This window comes from Rhodothermales bacterium (genome assembly GCA_041391505.1).
Classification (GTDB): Bacteria; Bacteroidota; Rhodothermia; order Rhodothermales; family JAHQVL01; genus JAWKNW01.
Window position 1 is genome coordinate 1 of sequence record JAWKNW010000006.1, and the last position, 22,929, is coordinate 22,929.

A 22,929-nucleotide genomic window follows, 5' to 3' on the forward strand; every position below is an offset into this window, starting at 1 on the left:
CCGGCAAGACCCCGAAGGCGCAGCCGTATATCTCGCCGCGCTTCGGGTTTAATTACGATGTGTCGGGCGACAAGACGACGCAGATCCGCGGCGGCGCCGGCGTGTTCCTGGGCCGCGTCCCGTTCGTCTGGCCGGGCGGCATGTTCCTGAACAACGGCACCAACACCGGCGAGGTATCCGCCACGGCCCTGCCGGACGGCGGCGCCATCCCGTTCGTCCCGGATCCGGACAATGCGCTCGACGTGACCGACTTCGGCCGGCAGGCCTCCGAGCTCGTCCCGAGCGGCCGTCTCGAGATCTTCGCGAACGACTTCCGTTACCCGCAGGTCTTCCGGACCAGCCTCGCCGTCGATCACGAAATCGGCGCCGGATGGATCGGGACCCTCGAAGGGCAGTACACGAAAACGCTGAACAACATCGTCGTCACCAACTACAACCGGAAGCCGGCCAGCACTTTCCTGGATGGCCCGGACACGCGACCGGTGTTCGTGAGCAGCGACGTGATCGACAGCCGGTACAGCGCCATCCACTGGGTGGGCAATACGAGCGACGGGTATTCCTTCGACGTCACGGGCCGGCTTCAGAAACAGTTCGGCGACCACTGGTACGCGAGCTTCTCGTACACCTACGGCGATGCCTTCGCCGTGAACGACGGCACGTCCTCCCAGCTCAACTCGCTCTGGCGCTTCGTCGAGAACGTCGATACGGCGAACGATCCGGGGATGGCGCGTTCGGACTTCTCCCTGGGCTCGCGCGTGCTCGCCCTCGTTTCCTACCGGAAGGAATTCCTGAACAACCTGGCCACCACGTTTTCGCTCTACTACGCGGGAGAGTCCGGCCGGCCGTTCTCGTATTCCATCGGCAACAGCTCCCGGCTCGTGAACGAAGGCGGCCGCAACTCGTCCCTCTTCTTCATTCCCGAGAGCGCGAGCGACCTCGTCTTCACCGACTACGACGGCCTCACGCCGGCGCAGCAGGCGTCGCAGCTCGAGACCTTCATCAACAACAACGACTACCTGAGCAGCCATCGCGGCGAATATGCCGACCGCAACGGCGATCGCACGCCGTTCGAATCGATCCTCGACCTCAAGATCGCGCAGGAGTTGTTCGGCAACGTCGCCGGCCGGCGCCAGAAGGTCGAGGTGACGCTGGATATCTTCAACCTCACCAACCTGCTGAACAAGGATTGGGGCCGGCGTTACCTGATCCCGTCGGACGATCGCGGCGACGTCGGGCGGTTTGCGGTGGTTCGGTTCGAGCGGTTCCAGGATGCGGCCAACGGCGACTACACGCCGGTGTACACCTTCCGGAACGGCGACATCACGGATCAGAGCGATCTGTTCAATACCGAGTTGAACGACATCGGGACCTACAGCTCGCGCTGGCAGATTCAGTTCGGCGTCCGCTATACGTTCTGATCGGCGCGAACGACCTTCGCTGAGAACGATGGGAGCCCCGTGGCGGGTGGCGCGTTTACTGCGTCACCCGCCTCGCGGCGCCCCGGAACCCGACCGGCGCGGGGCCGGCTGCTTCACACATTTCGTGGCGTACCACGCTGCGGTTGATGACCGGTTCGGCGACGAAAATCGGTTAAGGGACGCAAAATCCCCCCAAGAATGTCCGATCTATAGCGTATTTACGGGATAGCGCGCCCTTAAAGTATGTGTTATACTTTGCATTGTGATCTATCGGAAACCGGGAGCCTATCTATTATCCCGGGCAGATTCACACCGGGAAGAGATCTCTAGGGGTAGGGTCTCTTCCCATTTTTTTTGTGGCTACTTCACCAGAACGAGCGACCGGCTGTGCGTGCCGCTCCGCGATTGCAGGCGGTAGACGTAGACGCCTCCCGGCAGATCGCCGGCATCGAAGGTGACATCGTAGCGGCCGGCCGGCTGGGTCTGGTCGACGAGCACGCGGACCTCCCTGCCGAGCATGTCGTAGATCGCGAGCCGGACGTGGTCCTGCACGGGCAGGTCGTAGGCGATCCGGGTGGTGGGGTTGAAGGGATTCGGGTAATTGCGATGGAGGGCATAGCGCTGCGGCGCAAGCCGGTCCACGGAAATGACCTGCGAGTAGGTAAAGGCGCCGTCGAAATCGATCTGCTTGAGGCGATACCACAGAACGGACGCCGATGCCGGGGTCTGACGGTCCTCGTACGCGTAGGTCTGCCGCTCCGCGGTGGTGCCGTGGCCTTCGAGGTATCCGATCTGCGCGAAGGTCGACCCGTCGAGCGAGCGCTCGATGGCGAAGCCGGCGTTGTTGGTTTCCGATGCCGTCGCCCAGGTCAGCCGCACCGCACCGGAATCCGGCATGGCCTCGAACCGGGTGAGGGTGACAGGCAGGACGGCATTGTCGACAAAAAAGAGCCGGCTCGGATCGACGATGCGGTACGTCACATGCGGCGAGGACCAGTAGAGGGCGATTTCGGCGCGATCCGTCGTTTCGAGCAGCTCGACCTTGATCGGATAGATGTAGTCGGCCTGGAGGGCCTTGCTGCCCGATGCGAACGAGAAGCCGCCGGCGTTCCAGGAGTCGACGACCAGCTCGTCGCCGATCCACACGCGCGCGCCGTCGTCCGCCGCGACGGTGAAGGTGTAGTTCTCGCTGTGTTCGGGCTGGATGTAGCCCGTCCAGCGGACCGAAAAGTTGTCTTCGGTGAGCCGGTCGATCGGGATGCCGAGCCCCCAGTTGTAGGCGATCTGGGGCTCCATGCGCACTTCGGGCGTGCCGCTGAAGTTTATCCCCTTGAAATACTCCGCCTTGAGGCCGGCGACCGCGTTGCCCGGTACGGGCAGCACGACGATCGGGAAGCCGGTGCGGTCCTGCACTCCGTCGCTGGTCGTGACCGTCACGCTCGGGTTGTAGTAGCCGGCGGCGGCGTAGGTATGCGCGGTGGTCTTGCCCGTGCCGGTTTGCCCATCCCCGAAATCCCAGGCATAACTCACGATAGCGCCGGCGGCGCTGGTCGACGCCGAGGCGTCAAACGCGTACTTGAACGAGGTTTCGGAGGTCGGCACCGCCACAACGCGCGCGGTAGCGCTGGCGCCCGGCGTCTGGCGCTGCACCAGGGCGACCCAGTCGTCCTTGGTCACGGTCGGCGCCGGCCCGAGCGAACGGACGCCGTCGCCCTCGATTTCGGTCACGGAGCCAAAAAAGGGCGCCCCGCCGAGCCGGGGGTCGAACCATCGAACCGTGTAGGTGCCGGGATGGCCCTGCAGATCCAGCGCGACCTGCGCGTTGGCGCGACGCAGATAGACGGCATAGACCTCACCCGGTTTGGCGAATACGAGGTGATTCTCGTCGTCGGTCAGGCCCGTCTGGGGCTTCATGTCGATGAAGGGGAGGTACGTATGGAAGAAGTCGACGGCATGGCGCGTCTGCCGCCAGATCAGCTCATAGGGCCGGAAGTCCTCGGTGATATAATCGTAGTGCGTGAGCGCGTCGTCGCCGAAGAACCACTCGACGCCGGCTCCGCCGCCCATCAGGTTGCCCCATAGGACCTCCTGGCGCACCTTGTCGACGTTGTAATCCTCGCCCCAGGGCCGGATGCCCTTTTTCCAGCCGCAGCACTCGTCCATCATGATGACCCACGGCTTGCCCGCGGCGACGGCGTTGTTGTACCACAGCCGGGTATTGTTGTACACCTTCAGGTCGCCGGCGTAGGCGCCGCCTTCGTGGATCTGGAAGGAGATGCCGGAAAACGTGGGGTAGCCCAGGAGGGGGCCGTAGATGCTTTCGTAATTGACCGTGCCCGGAAACGAGTGCGCCATGACGGGGTGATCGTAGGCGTCGAGTCCGTCGATGAAATCGATGTACGCCTTGCGCTGCGCGTCGGTGTTGCGCCCGTCGAGCAACTCTTCCCCGATATTCCAGATCACGCCGGGATGATAGCCGAAACGCGCCACCATCTCGCGGTAATACAGTTTTCGCTCGCGGCCGAGGTCGCCGTCGTTCAGGAGCAGGTCGTTGTCCACTTCCTGCAGGGCGAGGTGCAGCAGCATCCCCTTGCGCTGCATGTGCGAAAAGACGATATCCCACTGAGCCAGTTTTGAGACGTCGTACCGGTCGAACACGGTCGGGTCGATCCAGGGCCATACGTCTTCATTGCCTTCGTCTTCGCTGTCCCTCAGCCCGAGGTTGACCAGGATAAAAAACGCGCCGTTCACGCCTTCCGAGGAGAGGTAATTGATCGCGCCGATCAGGCCTTTGCCTTTGCCGCCTTTCCAGACCGGATCCCCATCCTCCCAATCGCCAAGATGGGCCTCGTAGCTCTTGATGTAGCTGTCCGCCCCGAGCCCGTAGGTGCCGTCGATGTCGTCATAGGCGAGGAGGTTTTCCGGGCTGTCGGTGCCGGCCTTGAGAAACCAGTCGCCGTTGTCGAAGCGCAGATACGGGGCGCCGACATAACGCAGCATGCCGCGCCCCCTGAAATCGGGCGCCGACTTGTCGGTTTCGCCGATAAAAAACGAGCCGGCGAGCCCGTTGCCCGTGACCGGCGAGCCGGCGGAGGCATCGTCCGCCACGGCGATATCGGGGCCGGTGACGAAGGACACGGTGTACGTCCAGACGCCCGTGAGCGGGGGGGAGAAGTGGGCGAGCCAGGCGGTGCCGGCGGTTGCGCTCGTTTCGCCGGCGTCGCCGTCGGCGGCGAAATAGCCGGGCACGACGTATTTTGTGGCGCCCTGCTGGAAGGTGACATCGACCCGGTAATCGGAAAACGGGTTGAGCGCACCCTCTTCACTGGCCTGCGGGCCGTCTATGCGAAGGGTGACGGGATGCCATCGTTTCATCTCGCCCGTGAGGGTGGCGGCTGATTGCTGGGCCCGGGCGAAACGAGGGGATGCGCTACCGGCGCCGATGAGTACAAACAGGAACAGGCAGGCGCAGCAGCGGAGGAAGTCGAGGGCGCGACGCGGCGCGGCGGGCAAGACCATGCAGGGTTCGATCTGGGGATTGGGGATGCGTTGCAGTGGCAACCGGGAAGGATCGTGTATCGATGGGTCTCGTCAGCCTACAACATAGGCTTTCCGTCCCGCGGGGGCTCGCGCGAGACGGCGCTTCGCGACCAGGAGTTATGGCGCAAAAACGGGTAGAACATACGACGATGGCAGCGAACTGGTTCATTGCCTGGCCGGCGAGCCCCCTCGCCGGGTTTGAGGCGCTATTCGAGGGGGCGCCGGAGGGGATACGCCGGTTTCATCCGGCCGACCTCCACCTGACCGTCGCGTTCCTCGGGCCGGTGGGTGAGGCGCGCGCCCTCGCCGCCTGGGAGGTGGCTTGCGCCGCGCCGGCGTCGCCGGTGACCATCCGGCTGGGGCCCCTCGAACCCTTCGGCCCGCGCCGGCATCCGTCGGCCTATGCCTTCGAGGTGCAGACGGGGAGGCGGGCGCTGGTGGAATGGATGCGCCGGCATCAGGCGGCTATCGTGGATGCGGCGGGCGCCCCGCCGGCGATCCATGAACCCCGTCCGCACCTCACCATCGCGCGGCCGCCACGGCAGGCCGACGCGTCGGTCCGCGCCCGGATCGAGGCCTGGGCCCGGCAGGTCCGTCCGCCGGCCGAACCGATGGTGCTAGACCGCATCGCCCTGTATACATGGGCAGCGGACCGGTCGGTCCGGCTTTTTCAGGAAATGCGGTCGCGCGATCTGCGTGCCGGCTGATGGATAGCGCCGGGTGGATGGGGCGTCGCGCGGTTGCATTTCCTTCCGTATATTGCCGGAAATCGCTCTGCTTTCCGACCCACAAGACACCCCATGCCCACCGTCTGTCGCCGGATACTGGCTTTTGTGCTGGTGCTGTGTTGCGCGCGCGCCGGCATGGCGCAGCAGGAAGAATCGCCGATCCAGGTGTTCGGCTACTTCCAGAATGTCTTCCAGCACGAGGCCTACGAAAAGGCCCCCGACAACAACACGTTCGCCGCGCAGCAGCTCAACCTGTTTTTCCAGAAAGACCTCGCGCCGCGCTTCAGAGCCTTCCTCAGTTTCGAGTTTCTGAACAACTTCTCCTCGAGCGAAAACTGGGGGGCGGCGAACCTCAAGGAAGCCTGGGTGCGCTACGAGGCCGGCGCGCGCTTCAAGATCAAGCTGGGCCTGCAGACGCCCGTCTTCAACCACCTCAACGAGATCAAGACGCGGACGCCCTTGCTGCCCTACATCGTGCGGCCGATTGTCTATGAGACATCGCTCGAAGATGCCATCCGGCTGGATGAGTACGTCCCGGAGCGCGGCTTTCTGCAACTCTACGGCACGCTGCCGCTCGGCGGCCGGCATGCGTTCGACTATGCCGCCTACCTGGGCAACAGCCCGAACATCCGGTCGAATCGCGCGCTCGGCCAGACCGGCGTCGATACCACGACCAACGTGATGGCGGGTGGACGCCTCGGGCTCCGCCTTCGGCTCGGCGGCCCCGAGATCAAGGTGGGCGCTTCGGTCGCCAACGATCGCGTGAACTACTTCCGCGGCGCCGGCACGCTGATCGGCATCAAGGACGACCAGCTGCCCGATTACGACAAGGCCCTGACGATGGTGCCGCGTACCCGGCTGGGGGGCGACCTGGCGGTGTACCTGGGCCGGTATTACCTGGAGACAGAGGGGATCTTCGCCTTCTTCAGCATCGACCGGGACGTGCTCGATCTGAACCGCATGTTCGGCTACGCGACCCTCGGATTCCTGGCCACGGAGCGTCTGGAGCTGTATGTGAGTTACTGGCGGACGGATGAAGACGCCTTGCTGGTGGATCTGCCCACCACGCCGCGCAATTCGCTCGTGCAGCGCGCGACGCTGGACATCCCCACGGCCGGCGCCAAGTTCGCCCTCAACGACCGCGTCATCGCCAAGGCGCAGGTGGCATTCGTGGATCTCCACCATGCCGAAACGCTCGATACCCAGGGATTCGCCGGGCCGACGACGTCGCTCGAGGATCAGCGCTTCACCGTCTTCGCGCTGGGCGTATCCGTGTTTTTCTGATGGCGACCCGCATCCCATATCGTCCCAACGTCGCGTGGCTCGCGCTGGTGGCCGCGGTGCTCCTGGGCGCTGTGGTCCGGCCGGCGACCGGGCAGATCGCCGTCGTCGCGAACAAGTCGGTGCCGGTCGAGTCGCTCGACAAGCACGAGTTGTTGCGGCTGTTCGCCGGCGACATCGAATACTGGGACAACGGCGAGGCCGTCGTCATCGTCGATCTCAGCGCCAAGGGTGAGGTGCGAGACTCGTTCTACGCCTATCTGGGCAAGACGTCGTCGCGGATGCGGTCGATCTGGCTCAAACGGAAGCTGACGGGTGAAGGCGAGCTGCCCCGCACGATGGATTCCGAAGAGGCGCTGCTGGATGCCATCGCCTCGACCCACGGCGCCATCGGTTTTGCAAGCCTCCCGCGCGTCGCGCAGCATCCCGACGTCAAAGTGCTCATCGACTCCATTCCCGTTCAGCAGTAGCCGGCGCCCGCCGGCATCCTGCAGGGGTACCCGACCATGTTTCGACTACGCAATCTGCAGCTGAGCGCCAAACAGTGGGTCGGGTTCGGCGTCATGATGCTTGTGCTCGGCAGCCTCAGCGCCTATGCGATCGTCCAGATGGACCGGCTCCGGGCGGAGATCGACGAGATCAACGCCCGCTCGATTCCCGCTGTCATCGCCCTGTCTTCGATCAATCTGGATGTGTCCACCCTCCGAATCTACCAGCTTCAATACGAACTGCTGGACGATTCGCTCGAACGCAGCCGGCTCTCCGCGCGCATGGCCACGCTGATCGACTCGATCAACGCGAACCGCGATGCGTTCGAACACGTCGCCTACGGCGCCGATCGGCTCGATGTCTTCGACGTCGCGCGGGACAGCCTGTACGCCGAGTTCGATGGGCACTGGGACGATTATCAGGGGCTCTTCATCGCGTTCCTGTTCGGCGGCACCGAGCGCGCCGGCAACCTGCCGGTGCAACTCCTCACCAGCGCCGGCCCGATCTACGACCGCCTCGTCGTCAGCCTCGAGCAGCTGATCGACGTCAACAAGCAGCGCTCGGCGTATGCGGCCCAGCGGGCGCAGAGCAACTTCCAGCGCTCCCGCCGCATCATCGTGGGCGCGCTCATCGCCACCTTCGCCTTTTTTGTCTTTCTCTCCACGGTGCTGTTCCGCTTTGTGACCCTGCCGATCCGGAAGCTCGACGAGGCCGCGCAGGAGGTCGCCCGCGGCCGGCTGGATGTGCAGCTCGCCGTCGACTCGACGGACGAGATCGGGAGCCTGGCCCGCTCCTTCAACCACATGACCGCGTCGCTGGCGGCGGCGCAGCAGCAGCTGGTGGTAAAGGAGAAGCTGGCCTCGCTCGGCCAGTTGACGGCCGGCATCGCGCATGAAATCAAGAACCCCCTCAATTTCGTCAACAACTTCGCGGATCTTTCGAGCGATATCGTCGACGAGCTGGGCCGCGTGATCGACCGCCATGCCCCGGCGCTTCCTGCGGCAGACCGGGAGCAGGCCGAGGAGATGATGAGCGACTTGCGCCTGAACGTGCGCAAGATCGCGGAGCATGGTCGGCGCGCGGATGGCATCGTCAAGAGCATGCTCCTGCACGCGCGGGGCACGCATGGGGAGCGACAGGAAGTCGACCTCAATGGCTTCGTGGAGGAAAACACCACGCTGGCGTATCACGGATTTCGGGCTTCCCATCCCGATGTCTCCGTGCAGATCGAACGCCAGTACGATCCGGATGCCGGCCGGGCAGCGATCGTGCCACAGGATATCGGGCGCGTGTTGATCAACCTGCTGAACAATGCCTTCTACGCCGTGGGCGAGCGCGGCCGAGCGGGGGGCGAGGCCGTGGTGCGGGTGCAGACGCGGGCCGAGGCGGATGGCGTATCGATCACGGTGGCGGACAACGGACCGGGCATCCCGGCCCCGCTGAAGAAGCGCGTTTTCGAGCCGTTTTTTACGACGAAACCCGCCGGCGAAGGCACGGGCCTGGGGCTCTCGCTCAGCTACGACATCGTGACGCACGGACACGGCGGCCGGCTCAGCATGGAGAGCGACGAAGGAGAGGGGGCCACGTTTACCGTCTGGCTGCCGCACTGAGGGGGTAGTCGGCCGGCCCTAGATATAGTCCTCCAGCCAGTCCTCCGGCGGCGTCAGGGTGCCGGACTCGAACCAGTTCGCCACGCACCGTCGGCCGTCGCTCGCCCGCTTCAGGAGCAGCACATGCGTTCCCCAGCGCTCTTTATCGGGCGGCAACCGGCTGAAATCCTTGAGAGGCACCACGCGCAGCACGAGGTAGGATTCGTCCTCGAAATGGATGGTTTCGCCTACCTCGAAAGGAGACTGCATGGGTAACGGAGGGCATGGGCGGGAAAAGGGCGCCTGCGCCGGCGTTCACGGGAACGGGGGCGAGGGCCTGGATGAGCACGCACATGGAAGCACGATCAGCATGCGAGCAAAACGAACGAAGGGGCTCGCCGCAGGAGAGGGAACGGAGTGTCAGCGCTGTCCACGCCGGACAATGTAAGAAAATGCTTATAAATCGGGAAGGTAAAAATTGACCGGAACGCGACCGGTAGGGGGCGGCGCTAGCGGACGACCGTCAGGGTGCGTGTGGCGTCGAAATCGACGCCGGAGAAACCTTCCACGGTGATCCGGTACAGGTACGTGCCGCTGGCGAGGCCGGCTGTCGATAGCGGCAGGGCATACCAGCGCTCGCCCTCCTGGAACGCATCGACGAGTTGCCGCACCTGCTGCCCCGAGGTGGTGTAGAGGGCGAGGCGGACGATGCCTTCGCGCGCCAGGTAATACCGGACCACGGCCTCGCCGGGGGTCGGGTTGGGGAAGGCCTGATGGAGCGCGTAGCCGGCGGGGGCCGATACGGTGACCGTCTGCTCGGAGAGCCGCTGCTCGCGCCCGGTGGAGCTGCGCGCGTACAGCGCGTAGGATACGACGCCGGCTTCCGGCACCGCCGGGTCGCTGGCGCTGAAGTCCGTCGCCTCGCTGCGGGAGAAGATGCGGGTGACCTGGCCTCCGGCATCGCGCTCGATCCAGAACGATTCCACGTCGATGATCTCCGAGAAGGACCCGCTGAGGCGCACGACGCCGTCGGCATCGCTCGAAGCGGACAGCGAGGCGAACGCGATGGGGGCGTTGCCCTGGGCGATGAGGCGGTCGATGTCGGTTCGCATCCCGGGGAGGAGTGCGTAGTTGTTGTCGCCCGGGCAGGAGGTGCTACCCTGGTCGCGATGGCCGAGCAGGTTGGGGGTGGTGACCCGGTAGTTCTCGCTCAGGTACGCAAAGATGGTGATGAGGCTGTCGTACGCCGCCGGCGAGAGCATGTCCTCGCATTCCGGCCCTTCCGCCGGGTGGTAGCACCCCAGCACCGAAACACCGATGTTGCCCGTGTTGGCGTTGCCGACATGGGCGCCCATCGCCAGCTGCGGCGGGCGGTCGAGGTTGGGGCGGTTGTCGAGGAAAGGACGGCCCTGATAGACGCGGCCTTCCTGATCCATGAGAAACTGGTACCCGATGTCGCTCCAGCCTCGCACGTCCTGGTGGAAGATCTGGATGGACCGGAGCTGCGCCAGCCCCTCCTCGTACGTGTAGGCCGAGCAGCAGGCGGCGTGGTGGAAGGACATCCGCGTATACGACGGCCTCGCGAGCGGCTCCGGCGTGCCGATAAACGGCCTGGCGCCCCATGCGGCGCGGTTGATGAGGGTGGGCGGAACGATCTGCCCCGCCACGCCGGCCTCGACGGCCGGCCGGTCATCGGACGGGTTCCGGTCCGCATCGAGGCGGTTGTCGAACGTGCCGGCTTCGAGCAGCTCGACCGGCGTTCCGGCCGGCGACGCGATCCGGATGACGAAGCCGGCGCCGGACCGGTAGACCGCGCTCCGGTAGCCGGCGAGGAAGACGACGTCCCGCGGGCCCCGGAGGAAGGAAAGCGGATGCCATTCGGCTTCGCCGTCGAACCGGATAAACCCGGTCACGTCCTGCGCGTCGCTGTATCCCCGAATCATCACCCCGTTGTAGGCCGACGCCGAGCGGAAGGTGTAGGCGCGTTCATCCGTCTTGCCGGTCGATGTCAAAGACGGCGTCGCGACGTCGACGGGGACGACGGCGAAGTCGTCGAGCGACTGCGCCCGCGCGTCGAGGGCGCTCGCGAGAAAGACGAGCGCGGCCCAGAAGAAAGGAGATGCCAGGGGCATGACCGACCGAATCGGACGTGTTGGTGCAATCCGCAAACCAGTAACCTGCAAAATTGTAATGTGCCAGGCCGTGTCTGAAAAATCGTTCGGGGCGTCCCGGCGCATCCAAAAAACCTCCAAGACAGCGTTGGATCCTGAATTACGTTCAGGATACGGTTCTGTCTGAAAAATCTTTCAGACAGAACCTAACCTAGAATTCCAGATCCACCGTCAACCAGTGGGTCTCTTCGAGCCGGCCGAAGTCGGCATAGGCATAGTCGAACCGAAGCCGCAGGGCGCGGTCCAGTCGCAGGCTGAGGCCGGCCCCGAAGGTCAGCCCCTGCTCGCCGTCGGGCTCGAAGAGGTTGCGATATCCGGTGCGGAGGGCGATCAGATTTCGAAACGAGTATTCTGCGCCGATGTTCATGTACTCGGCATTATCGTTGGGATGGGCCGCGTCGGTCATCAGGATGATGCGGTGATCCGCCGTGGCGATGGCGTCCCACGAGAGCCCGAGCCGGAAGATGAGCGGGAGCGGGTGCTGGTCGGTCAGGTACTGGGCGTTGACGATCTCGACGTTGCCTTCCTGATCGGGTGCGGGGTCCTGGCTGAACAGGATGTCCCGTCCGCTGAGCTGCATCTTGGGGCCGAAGTTGGACATTGAGGCCCCCAGGCGGAGGCGGTCGTAGGGGGTGATGAACAGCAGGCCGATGTCGAAGGCCATGGATGACGCGCTGCTGTGCCAGATGGATTCCTGCACGTACTTGAGCGTGCCGCCCAGTGAAAACCGGTCGGTCAGCGCGCGTCCGTAGGAAAGCTGGAGCGCGAGATTGCGGACGCTGAACTGCTCGCCGGTCCCTTCCGGCTGGGTCGAGGTACGGACCTCCATCTCCCCGGAATCCAGATAGATCAGCGACGCCGCGATCACGCCGGCGCTCCCGAGCGAGGTCCCGAACGCGGCGAAGTTGTAGTCGACGCCGGCGAGGTAGTCGGTGTAGGCGAGTTGGACGGCGCTGCCCTGGAGGTTGGAGAGCCCGGCCGGGTTCCAGTAGAGCGCGGACAGGTCGTTGGCGACCGATACGTAGCTGCCACCCAGCGCGATGGCGCGGGCGCCCACGCCAAGCTTCAGGAACTGGGCGGACGTCGTCCCTTTTTTGGTGATGGTGCTGCGGTCGGGCGAGTCGGTGCCTACCTGCGCCCGAGAGGGCGGGGCGAGGAGGACGAGCAGGGCGCCGGCGACGAGGATAACGGCACGTTTCATAGCGTACGTGGAGATCGTGGGCGGAACCCGTTATTTGATGACGGCGAACTTGCCGATAAACGATCCCTCTTCCGACTCGACGTGGAAAAGGTAGAGGCCGTAGGCGATGTTCATGTTGTCGAGCGTGCGAAGGTCCCAGAAGGCCTTGCCTTCGCTGAGCGCGCCGTCGTGCTCGATGACATCGACGAGTTCGCCGGCCAGCGTGTAGATCCGGATCGTGCACCGCTGCGGCACGTTGGCGAAATAGAGCCGCCGATCCCCGCGATCCGCCCGGTTGATCGGGTTGCGCGGCTCGAACACGTCGGTGGCCACATACGGGTTCGGGACGACATAGATATCTTTCAGCCCCTCCCGCGCCAGCTCGGCGTCGGTGCCGGCGGCCGTGGTCGTGAAGGTGAACGTGTCGCCGGCGGCGAAGGGTTTGTTCGTCCTGAGGAAAAACGTGTCGCCATTGCCGGGCAGGCGGGAGCCGGCGGGGAAGCGGACCTCCCACGTGGCCGTGAGCGCGCCGTTGATGGTCTCGACGAAGATGATCTGCTCCTCAACATCCCAGACATCGTTGTTGTTGAGGTCCGGCACGAAGGCGTCGATCTGCTGGTTGGCCAGCGTGAGGTTGGTGATCCGGAACGGCAGCGGCAGGAGGCTGCTGATCGCGGTGGTCACGGGGTCGTCGGTGAACACGATCTCGTAATCGGACGGCTGGGCCCGGCGCAGCGGCCCCGAGGTGGCCACGCGGGCCGTGAAGGCGATCCCGTCGCCGCCCTGCGACCAGCCGGTCTGCAGGGAGTCGATTTCGAGCGCGTCGTTCTGGACAAACAGGTGGAGCCCGTCGAACACGGTATTCGACTCCTCCGACGCCAGCCGGGTGCTCTGGTACAGCGGGTTGTAGGTGAACGTCGCCGTCAGGTTGCCTGCAACCGAGCCGAGCGTCTGGACGGAGCCGGCCTCGGCGTTGAGGACATAGTCGGTGCCGGCGGTCAGCGCCGTGCCGGCCTCGGTGGTGAGCGTGAAGCTCGCCGGGTCGATGTGCTGCACGCCCAGCCCGTTGGTCTTGCCGGCGGCGGCGGCGACACTCACGGTCTTCGGGCGTTCGTCGGTGACGGTGTAGGCGACGCGGTTGTCGACGGACTCGAACCGCAGGGTGTAGAGGCCTCCGTCCGGCACGGCGAGCGGATCCACGACGCGGAGGCGGATGTCGCCCGTGCCGTTGCCGCTGGCCCGCGTGACCGAGCCGGCGGCCTCGCCGTTGATCACCGGCGGCACGTAGCCGGCGACCAGCGGCCCGGGCACCACGCGCGCGGTGTTTACGTCGAAGATGTAATCGTCCGTCGTCGGGTTGTACGTGATCGTCTTGCTGGTCTCGCTCGGCGGGATGCCGTTGAGGAAGGCCGCGTTATCGACGCCGTCCCAGCCCCGGTCGTAGGCGACGACCGTGTAGTAATAGGTCTGGCCGTTGATGACGTTGTTGGAGTCCACATACGTGTGGAAGAGCCCGGTGTCGTCCCCGAGGTCGTACGACACGCCGCGGTTCTGGAAGGGGATCGGCGACGGGCCGGAGAGGCCGTTCCGGATATCGAACTTGGCCTCCACGCCGATGCTGTTCGTGAGCGGGCGGAACAGGAATTTCGATCCGTTGATGTCGGTGATGGTTTGCTGGTCGCTGAACTCGTGATCCGTGGACCGGTAGATGACGTAGCCCTCGAAATCGGTTTCGCGGGAGAGCGGGTCGACCGAGCGCTCGGCGCGATCGTCCCAGTACAGCGTCACCTTCTGGTCGCCCGGCACGGCGCGCAGGATCGGCTTGTCCGGCGGCTTGGCGAACCGGTAGCCGACGTCGAAGATCTGCTGGACGGTCTCGGCGTTCAGGTTCAGGTCCTCCCGGTTTTCGCCGACGATGAGGGCGATGGAGAATCGTTTGGTTTCGCCGGCGCGGAGCGGAAACGAGCCCGAGCCGTAGAGGAAAACGTAGTCGCCGGCTTCGGCCGGCACCTGGTCGAACCGGCCTGGCGTGACCAGCTCCCACACGCGCTCGTCGTTCGAGATCCGGTTGCCGGCGAAGCCCGGCGAGGCGAACGAGGTGAGGCCGATCTGGTCGCTCTCGTCGATGTCCGTGAACTCGAAATTGGGCTCGCCGGGTTTGGTGATGTCGAACGGGTCGCCGGCCGTCGGGACGCCGTCGCCTTCGCCGATGTCGCCGGTGCCCGGGATGCCGTCGACGCCGACGTCGTCGGTGTCCGGATTCCAGTCGCCGTCGTTGTCGATGCCGTCGGTCCACGACTCATCGACCATCCCGTCGTTGTCGTTATCGATCCCGTCGCCCTGGTACGTCTGCCCGTCGATGATCTCGTTGCCGAGGCCGGGGCTCTCCAGGAATTTGAACCCGAAGTAGCCGGGCGAGCGGCCCGGAATGTCGGAGCGCCCGTCCGCGTCCCAGGCGTAGACCATGTTGCGCGAGCGGTCGAAAAAGGCGAAGTCATCGGGCCAGTCGCCCGGGCCGCCGATGTGCGGATCGCCCCACATCCCGAAGATGACCTTGTCGAGGTCCTTGTCGCTCTTGTTCGTGATCTTGTAGATCAGGAAGATGGCGTCCTCGGCGAGCGGATTGGCCCACTGGTAGATGCGGGTTTCGACTTCCAGGCCGAGGCCCCGGCGGTCCGGGTCGTTCGGGAACGGGGTATAGGCGAATTCGCGGTTGTTGTAGTCGTTCATGAAGTAGATCGCTTCCTTGTCCGCGTTGGAAGCGCCCTGCTGCAGCGCGCCGGGCCAGACGTACTCCTTGAGGTTGGCGTTGAACCACGAGTCGGGCCAGGAATCCGGTTTGCCGTCCAGGTTGCCGTCGCGGGCGTCGCTCGTCGGGATGAACCGCGACGTGGGCTCGACGACGTCGAGGCCGGCGAACGAACCCACCGGTTGCGCGCACGCCAGCGGCTGCCAGCCCCAGAACTCGGTGCCGTCCGGCGACGCTTCGCCGCCGTTGGAGACCAGGCCGTCCGAGACGATATGCATCACGTAGACGGGGTTTCCCTGGCCGTCGAGTACGGGTTGCCCGTTGTCGTCGAGCAGCGGGACGCTTTGCGGATCCTGCCGGCCCTCGTCGATGATCTCGGCCGCGACGAAGGGGCCGAACTCGTAGCCGTAGCCGAGGCCGTTCCAGACGATGTCGGTGATGGTGTTGCCCGGGGCGGAGATCGAGCCGAAATTGAGGATCTGCGTCGTGATGCGGTTGCCATTCATGATGGCATCGCGGCGCGTGGTCAGGTCGTCGCCGCAGGCGAGCTGGACGCCGCGGCGGTAGGGGAGGTTGGTCTGGTAGTCGACCCAGCGCTGCACCTGTTCGGGCTGCCAGTCGTGCTGCCGGCCCGCTTTCAGCTCCTTGCGCGATTGCGCGCCGGCCGGCAACACCAGCGCGGCGGCGAACAGGGCGATGGGGATATATCGAAACATCATCATGCGATCACGTTGGGACACGCGCGGCGTGTCCGCCTTCAGGAGGTCGTTCAAAAAGACAGCGTGGCGCCGACCCGGATCTCGCGGGGCGGGCTGTAAAAATGCGGGCGCGTGTTGTACTCGTCCAGCGTATGGATGCCGGGCTGGCCGTACAGCGGGATCCAGGCCTCGTGCACGCCGCGCTGCCCGTTCAGGCTGTAGGTGGCCCGGCCCGTGTCGTCGAACACGAACCGCTCGTTGAGCCGGTCCAGCACGTTGAAGACTTTGGCGAAGACGCGCAGGTTGCTGCGTCCGAGGGCGAACTCCTTGTACAGGTGGGCGTCGAGGCTGAGCTGCGACGGCTTGCGGCCGCTGTTGGGGAGCTGGTCGATTTTCTGGTCGAGTAGCAGCGGCGTGTAGGGGTAGCCGGTAGAGAACTGCCCGATAAACGAGGCGCCCCAGTTGCCCGGCTTCGTGAGGGAGACGGTGGACGAGAGGATGTGCCGCTGGTCGAAGTCGAGCGGCACGATCTCGAACTCGTTCTCGCGGCCGGAGAGGAAGTTGAAGAAGAAGGCGTCCGGGTCGTTGTTATTGCCTTCGGCGAGCTGGAAGGTGTAGTCCAGCGTGGCCGAGAGCAGGTCGTCGCGGCCCCGCCGGCGCGTGAGGGCGAAGGTCACCCCGCGCACGTTGGCGTAGTCGCGGTTCAGGTAGATGTTGTAGACGTCTTCGCCGGCGATGGTGCTGAAGCGGATCTGCTGCAGCGCCAGATAGTCGCGGATGTCCTTGAAGAAGCCCGTCACGTCGAACGCGAGCTGTTCGCCGATCTGCTGCTGGAGGCCGATCTCGTACTGGACCGTCCGCTCCGGCCGCATGTTCGTGTTGCCATAGACCGGCGCGACGCCGACGGGGAATTCGAATTCGGGGTTCACGTACAGCTGCCGCAAGGGGGGCATCTGCGCGAAGTGGCCGTACGAGAAGTGGATGATGCCCGAGACGGTGATCGGAAACGAGACGCCGACGCGGGGCAGAAACAGATGGGTCTGCTCCGCCTTGCGCCGCTCGCCCTGCGGATCGAGGAGGTTCGGGATGTACTGCCCGTGCGGGTCGAAGAATTCGTAGCGCAGGCCGGCGTTGATGATGAAGTTCTCGAACTCCAGCTTGTCCTGCGCAAAGGCGCTGACCTCGGTCACGCGCTGATCCTTGTAGGCGTCGTGCGAGGGCGTGGACTCGTCGGGCACGGTCGGGCCGTCGCGGTAGAGCACGTTGTCGTTGTAGAGCACGACGAAGTTGCGGCGGTCCAGCCCGTGCAGCTGCACGTCGGCGCCGATCTTGGCCTCGTGGATCAGGCCGATCTGTTTGGTGAGATCGAACTTGCCGCGCAGCGAGCGGGACGTCTCGTTGATGTGCGTCTTCTGGTTGCCGCCCATGAGGAAGTTGATCCCCGGGAAGCCCACCACGGTGCCGTCGCCGATGCCGCCGAGGTCGCGCACGTACCGCGGGTCGTTCGGGTTTTCGTAGACGAACTGCTGGAACTCGTTGGTGGCGTAGGAGAGCGCGAGGCTGTAGAACGTCCGGTCGTCGAGGGTCTGCGTCCAGCTGAACCGGTGGCTGTAGCCGGCCTCCCGGTTGGTCGCCGTGCCGTCGGGCACGTAGCGGTAGAGAAATGTGCTGGCGTTCATCGACTTGAACCGGCTGTAGTCGTAGATGTAGCCGTATTCCACCTTGACGCTCTTGAACGGGCGGAAGGTGAGTTTGGTGATGAAGTTCGAGCTGAGGCTCGGGTTCATCGGGACACGTTCGTCGGGGAGGGCGAGGCCCTGGCCGCCCTGTTCGACGGGGAGGTAGTCCTGCCACGGATGGCCGGCAATCTCGTAGTAGATCGGGGAGACGTTGAAGTTGGCGGAGTCGGACGGCAGGTGCTGCCGGATGCCGAACGCATAGCCTTCGTCGTAGTCGTGCCGGCCGGAGAAAAAGAAGTTGCCGCTGCGCAGGAAGGGGATCGGGCCGCCCAGCGTGCCCTCGAGCGTGTAGATGTCGGCGCCGACGGCCTTGGGCGTGAAAAAGATGTCGTCGTGCCGGGTGACGGTGTCGCCGCCGTAGAGGCTGAACGACCCGTTGACCTTGCGGCCGCCTTCCTTGGTCACGAGGTTGACGATGCCGGACATCGCCTTGCCGTATTCGGCGTTGAAGGCGCCGGAGATCACGGTCATTTCCTGGATGGCGTCGGCCGCAACGTTGGTGGCGAGGCCGTTTGTGTCGAACGGGTCGCCGACGGAGATGCCGTCCACCAGGAAGGCGACCTCATTGCTGCGGCCGCCGCGGATATGGATTTCGCCGCCGGGGCCCTGGTTCACGCCGGCCTGCGTCACGAGCACCCCGAAGAAGCCTTCCACGGGCAGGGCGTCGATCTGCGTGGCGTCGACCGTCTTGCTCGACGCCGTGAGGTCCTTCTGGATCAGGGGCCGCTCGGCCTGAACGATGATCTCTTCGCCCTCGATGACCTCTTCCTGCATCCGCGTGTCGTACCGGGTCGTCTGGCCCGTTGCCACGTTGATGCCTTCCACCCGCTGCGTCTTGTATCCCACATAGGAAAAAACAAGCGTATACACGCCGGGGCGGACGTTGACGATGATGTAGTTGCCGTCGGTGTCGGTCACCGTGCCCTGGGTCGTCCCTTCGAGGGCGACGTTGACGCCGATGAGCGATTCGCCGTTGGTCTGGTCGAGCACCCGGCCGGCGATCTTGCCCTGGCCGAGCGCCGCCGTCGTGAAGAGGAAGCTCAAGAGCGCCATCGGCAGGAAGCCGCGCGCGGATCGGATAAACGCCATTATGCTGTGGCTGACTGTGAGTAGTCGGGATAAAAGCGGGATGCGGGATGCAGGATACGGGATGCAGGATACGGGATGCGGGATGCAGGATGCGGGATGCAGGATACGGCAACGGGCATGCTAGCGACATCCTGCATCCTGCATCTTGCATCCCTTCCGGCCATGCAAGCTCCGCAAACCGTCAAACCAAACTCTGCCTCTCCGGTCAAAAGGTAAAGCCCGTTGTCGCCGAACGGTCGGAATAGGCGACTGAAAGGACACCGAAAAGAAAAGGGAGAGGCCGGCGGGGCCTCTCCCTTTTCAGGCCGGAAAGGTGGCTTACTTCACCAGCACCATCGTGCGGGCCTGGCGGAAGTTGCCGTATTCGAGCGAGTAGATGTAGGAACCGCTCGCGACGCTGTTGCCGGCGTCGCCGGTGCCGTCCCAGACCACCTCGAACGTGCCGGCCGGATAGACCTGGTTGTTGACCAGATTCCGGACGAGCCGGCCCGTCATGTCGTATACCCGGACGCTGATGGCTTTTTCAAGCGGCAGCGTGAAGCTGATCGTCGTCGTCGGGTTGAACGGGTTCGGGTAGTTCGCGTGGAGCTTGTAGTCGCTCGGGATGACGATGCGCTCGTCTTCGATGCTCACCGCGCGGCCATTGCCGGAGAGCACGCGCATAAAGACACGGTCCGGATTTACCTTTGAGGAGCGGATCGTACGCGTGTAGGTCGAGTCAGATGGATTAAAAACCTCGTCGTAGACATACGTGCTATCGTCCACACCCTGGAAACCGATGACGACTTCATTGTAGCCGTCCATGTCGGCATCGCCGAGGTAGGCCAGTTTGGAGACGAACTCCGAACCTTGATCGCCGGTCTCGAGGTACTCCGTGATCACACCGGCCGAATCGCGTACGACGAGATCGAACGCGGAGGAGTCGGCATCGATCGGATCAAAGTATTCGAGCGTCTGGATGGAGTAATTGGCGCCATCCTCGGGATCGCCGCCGTTGAATTCAGCGATGTTGATCCAGCTCGGTGCGTTACCGGCAGAGAAGGAGCCAGCGCCATAGGCGGGTCCGCCCGTGATGACTTCCATCGCGCCGTCGCCATCCAGGTCACCCGACGTGATGCCGAACGACGTCATACCAGGAAGGATGGCCCACGCAACGTTGTCCATCGTCACCTGCATGACATCTTCGCCATCTTCGTAGTTAAACAACAGCACCGAACCGCAAGTAGGGGCCGGGCTGCTGCCTGAATCGATGCACGAGATCGGGTAGAAGATCTCGTCGTCTCCGTTGCCGTCGATGTCGACGACCGTGCCGCCAAAGAAGGCTACGTCATCGCCCGTCGAGGAGGCGTTGAGAAAACCATTCGTAGCGCCGTCAGCCGGAGCGACATAGGTGTCCGCGCCGGTGACCGTCACGTTGGTCAGGTTGAAGGCATTGTAGCTGTGGAGCGAAAGGTCCCACACACCGTCGCCGTTCAGGTCGGCCGGATGAATCGCGTACGGGCTGCCGCCGCCGCGCGCCACGGGATCAAAGTCCTCGGTTGCACGCGAAGAGAGCCGCATCTCGACGGTCCAGGTGTCAAATCCAGAGCCGATATCATCCACCGAGATGACGTACCAGTTGTCGAAGGTATTCGAGCTGCCGTTGTTGCCAAACATCAGTTCTTCCTTACCGTCGCCATCGACATCGGCTACGGCCATCTGTTCGGCGCGCCAGCGATCGGGCAGGTTGTCTCCGAAATTATAGATCGTCGTCGGGGCCGTGCCGAAGTCGTTGTCGCCCTGGTTCTCAAATACGTAGAGACCGACAGGCAGGTCGGCAATGTTCGGGTTGAATTCGCTGAAGTTGCGACCGCTCAAGAACAGGATCTCTCCGAACCCGTCGCCGTCGAGATCGGCGCCGGTGATCACACGGATGTTATTGGTGGTAGCAGTCGAATCCAGCCAGGGTGTAGAGTAAACCAGTTCCCAGGTATCGGCCGACACGTTCTCGATGACATGTACGCGGCCACCGCCGGTGTAGTCGGATACGAGAACTTCATACAGGCCGTCACCGTCCAGGTCGTAGGGACCCGCTACGGAGCGGGCGCCCGAGTGGATGCCTTTGGTGTATCCGGCCGTGAAGTCATCCGAAGTGGGTACATTGAGCAGGAATTCGCTGTCCTGCGCGAGGGCGCTCTGGGAAAAAAGAAAGCCCAGCGCGGCGACGAGCATCAGCTTCGTAACGCGTTTCATCATGATATCTGTGGTTAGGTGATTGCGGACTACATGGCGGTCCGAGGGGCCGGCGAAGTATGCGGAAACAGGCCACGGCGCCCCCGTCGAATCAATTGGGCAGTATACACATCGTGCCCCGGTATGTCAACGCGACGTTAGCGCACGACCGCGAACGCGCGGGTCACGGAGCGGTCGCCGGCTTCGAGGACAAAAAAGTACACGCCGGGCGCATAGCGCGAGGTGTCGAGGGTGAGCTGATGGCTGCCGGCCTGGTGGGCGGCGTCGGAATACCGGTAGCGGACGCGGCCGAGGAGGTCGACCACCGCCACGTTGACCCTCCCCACGCTGCCGACGGCGTAGCGCACTTCAGCCGTCTGCCGGCTGGGGTTCGGGTAAATGCTCTCGATCAGCGCCCAGCGGGGTCCTTCGTTCGCCGTCTCGACCGCCGTGGGCATGCTCGTCGATACTGCCTGGGACGGCATGGATACCATCCCGAGCCGGCTCGTGGCCGCGATCTGGTAGTAGACCTCGTTGTCCGAAGGCACGACGTCGGTGAACGTGGTGACATCGCGGTCCACCACCGCCAGCAGGTCGCGGCCGGCGGTCGGATCGGGTGGGGCGCCGATGCGCCGGAAGAGGGCGTAGGCGCGCAGCGGATCCGCCGCCGCGCCGTCGGATGGATTCCAGGCGAGGTTCGCGGCGCCGTTCTGGATGGAGACGATCCGGAAGCCCTGCGGCGTCGAGGGCGCCGCGGCCTCGAAGCGATGGGCGGACCGCGCCGGCAGCGCCGGCTTCGGGTACTGCTCCCGGTACAGCGATTCGTACTGCATGAGATGGTCGTAGCGGAAGGCCGCGTGCCCCGCGCCGTCGTACGCCCGCGTATTCACGATCTGGGTCACGAGGTCGGAGGCCGGAAAGCGGCCTTCGGCGGCCTTGTAGGGGGCCATGCCGGCGATGATGGGCCGGCCGCCGGATTCACGGACCCACTCGTCGACGAGCACCGTGAAGTCGGGCGTGGGGGTGGTCTGGCCGGCGTCCGGCGCCGTTCCGGTGCTGAAATAGATCTGGGGGGCGAGGTAATCCATCCAGCCGCGCTCCGCCCAGAGCCGGCTCTCCTGGTAAACGTCGAAGTAGGCCCAGAGACCCGGCCAGGCGTCCGCCGGCTGGTAGTTGCCCAGCGGCGCGGCCCCCAGCTTCACCCACGGCTTCGCGGCGGAGACCGCCTCGAAGGCGGACTCGACGAACAGCGTCACGTTGTTGCGGCGCCAGTCGTCGATGTCGGCGAACCCGCGCGGATCGAACTGGAAATTGGACGCGTCGTCCGGCAGGCCGCCCTGGGGATACCGGGCGAAATCGAAATGGACGGCGTCGAGGTCGTAGCCTTCGACCAGTTCCATGACGTTGCCGAGCATCCAGGCGCGGGCCTCGGCGACCGATGGGTCGAGCCAGAGTTCGGAGCCGACCTGCTGGACCCATCCCGGCTGGGCATAGACGACGTGCATCGGATTTTGCACGCCGGCGAAGGCGGTGCGCGTCGTGCTGTCGCCCACGCGGAAGACGTTGATCCAGGCGTGCAGCTCCATGCCGGCGCGGTGCGCGGCGTCGATGGCCACCTGGAGCGGGTCGTATCCCGGGTCGCGTCCGGCGCCCAGGGGCAGCGGGGTCCACGGCAGCCGCGTGCTGGGATATAACGCGTCGCCGCGGGCGATGACCTGGAAATAGAGGGTGTTGATCCCGACCTGCGCCGCCCGCTCGATGAGCGCCTCGAGCGCCGTCTGCTGCTCGGCGGGGGATTGCCCGTTCACCGGCCAGTTGCCGTCGCCGAGAATCGTCGCCAGCCACACCGCGCGCGTCTCGTACAGCGGCTGCGCGGAGGCCGGCGAAGCGGCCACGCCGAGTGCGATGAAGACGAATACAACCGATGCGATCGAAAGCCGCGACATGCAGGAATGTGAGAACCGAAATGATTATTATGCTGTCGTCTCGACCGGATCGTCGCAGGCAGCGACGCGAGGCGGAGCGGTCTTCCCGGGAAGGGATAGAG

13 protein-coding genes are annotated in these 22,929 nt (G+C 64.7%); 5 read left to right on the plus strand and 8 right to left on the minus strand.

Going from position 1 to position 22,929, the window contains the following annotated elements:
- Positions 1-1,418 (plus strand): hypothetical protein (locus R2834_07890; protein ID MEZ4700233.1); only part of this gene is annotated, 1,418 nt, incomplete at its 5' end.
- Positions 1,419-1,778: 360 nt separating this feature from the next.
- Here R2834_07890 and R2834_07895 read toward each other — a convergent pair.
- Positions 1,779-4,937, minus strand: coding sequence for a PA14 domain-containing protein (locus tag R2834_07895; GenBank protein ID MEZ4700234.1), 3,159 nt, complete (start codon positions 4,935-4,937; stop codon positions 1,779-1,781).
- Positions 4,938-5,107: 170 nt separating this feature from the next.
- Here R2834_07895 and R2834_07900 point away from each other — a divergent pair, with 170 nt between their 5' ends.
- From R2834_07900 to R2834_07915, 4 genes are all read left to right on the plus strand, one after another.
- On the plus strand, positions 5,108-5,665 hold the full coding sequence (locus tag R2834_07900) for a 2'-5' RNA ligase family protein (protein MEZ4700235.1): 558 nt from the start codon (positions 5,108-5,110) through the stop codon (positions 5,663-5,665).
- Positions 5,666-5,758: 93 nt separating this feature from the next.
- On the plus strand, positions 5,759-6,970 hold the full coding sequence (locus R2834_07905) for a hypothetical protein (GenBank protein MEZ4700236.1): 1,212 nt from the start codon (positions 5,759-5,761) through the stop codon (positions 6,968-6,970).
- Entirely contained in the window at positions 6,970-7,437 is a 468-nt protein-coding gene (locus R2834_07910; GenBank protein MEZ4700237.1) for a hypothetical protein, read from the plus strand. The genes R2834_07905 and R2834_07910 overlap by 1 nt, the downstream gene beginning before the upstream one ends.
- A gap of 36 nt (positions 7,438-7,473) precedes the next feature.
- Positions 7,474-9,066, plus strand: a complete 1,593-nt coding sequence (locus R2834_07915; protein MEZ4700238.1) for an ATP-binding protein — start codon at positions 7,474-7,476, stop codon at positions 9,064-9,066.
- 18 nt (positions 9,067-9,084) lie between these two features.
- Here the strand turns inward: R2834_07915 and R2834_07920 are convergent, their stop codons facing one another.
- The 7 genes from R2834_07920 to R2834_07950 form a co-directional block, all read right to left on the minus strand.
- Entirely contained in the window at positions 9,085-9,315 is a 231-nt protein-coding gene (locus tag R2834_07920; GenBank protein ID MEZ4700239.1) for a hypothetical protein, read from the minus strand.
- 239 nt (positions 9,316-9,554) lie between these two features.
- Positions 9,555-11,177: an N-acetylmuramoyl-L-alanine amidase gene (locus tag R2834_07925; protein MEZ4700240.1), complete on the minus strand. Its 1,623-nt coding sequence runs from the start codon at positions 11,175-11,177 to the stop codon at positions 9,555-9,557.
- Positions 11,178-11,367: 190 nt separating this feature from the next.
- A complete protein-coding gene (locus tag R2834_07930; GenBank protein MEZ4700241.1) occupies positions 11,368-12,417 on the minus strand; it encodes a PorV/PorQ family protein in 1,050 nt (349 codons plus the stop codon).
- A 30-nt stretch (positions 12,418-12,447) separates the two neighbouring features.
- A complete protein-coding gene (locus R2834_07935; protein MEZ4700242.1) occupies positions 12,448-15,867 on the minus strand; it encodes a hypothetical protein in 3,420 nt (1,139 codons plus the stop codon).
- Between the two features lie 47 nt (positions 15,868-15,914).
- Positions 15,915-18,671, minus strand: coding sequence for a TonB-dependent receptor (locus R2834_07940; GenBank protein MEZ4700243.1), 2,757 nt, complete (start codon positions 18,669-18,671; stop codon positions 15,915-15,917).
- A gap of 318 nt (positions 18,672-18,989) precedes the next feature.
- Complete coding sequence (locus R2834_07945) at positions 18,990-20,906, minus strand: FlgD immunoglobulin-like domain containing protein (GenBank protein ID MEZ4700244.1); 1,917 nt, start codon at positions 20,904-20,906, stop codon at positions 18,990-18,992.
- A 134-nt stretch (positions 20,907-21,040) separates the two neighbouring features.
- A complete protein-coding gene (locus R2834_07950) occupies positions 21,041-22,828 on the minus strand; it encodes a family 10 glycosylhydrolase (GenBank protein MEZ4700245.1) in 1,788 nt (595 codons plus the stop codon).
- Between the last annotated feature and the right edge of the window lie 101 nt (positions 22,829-22,929).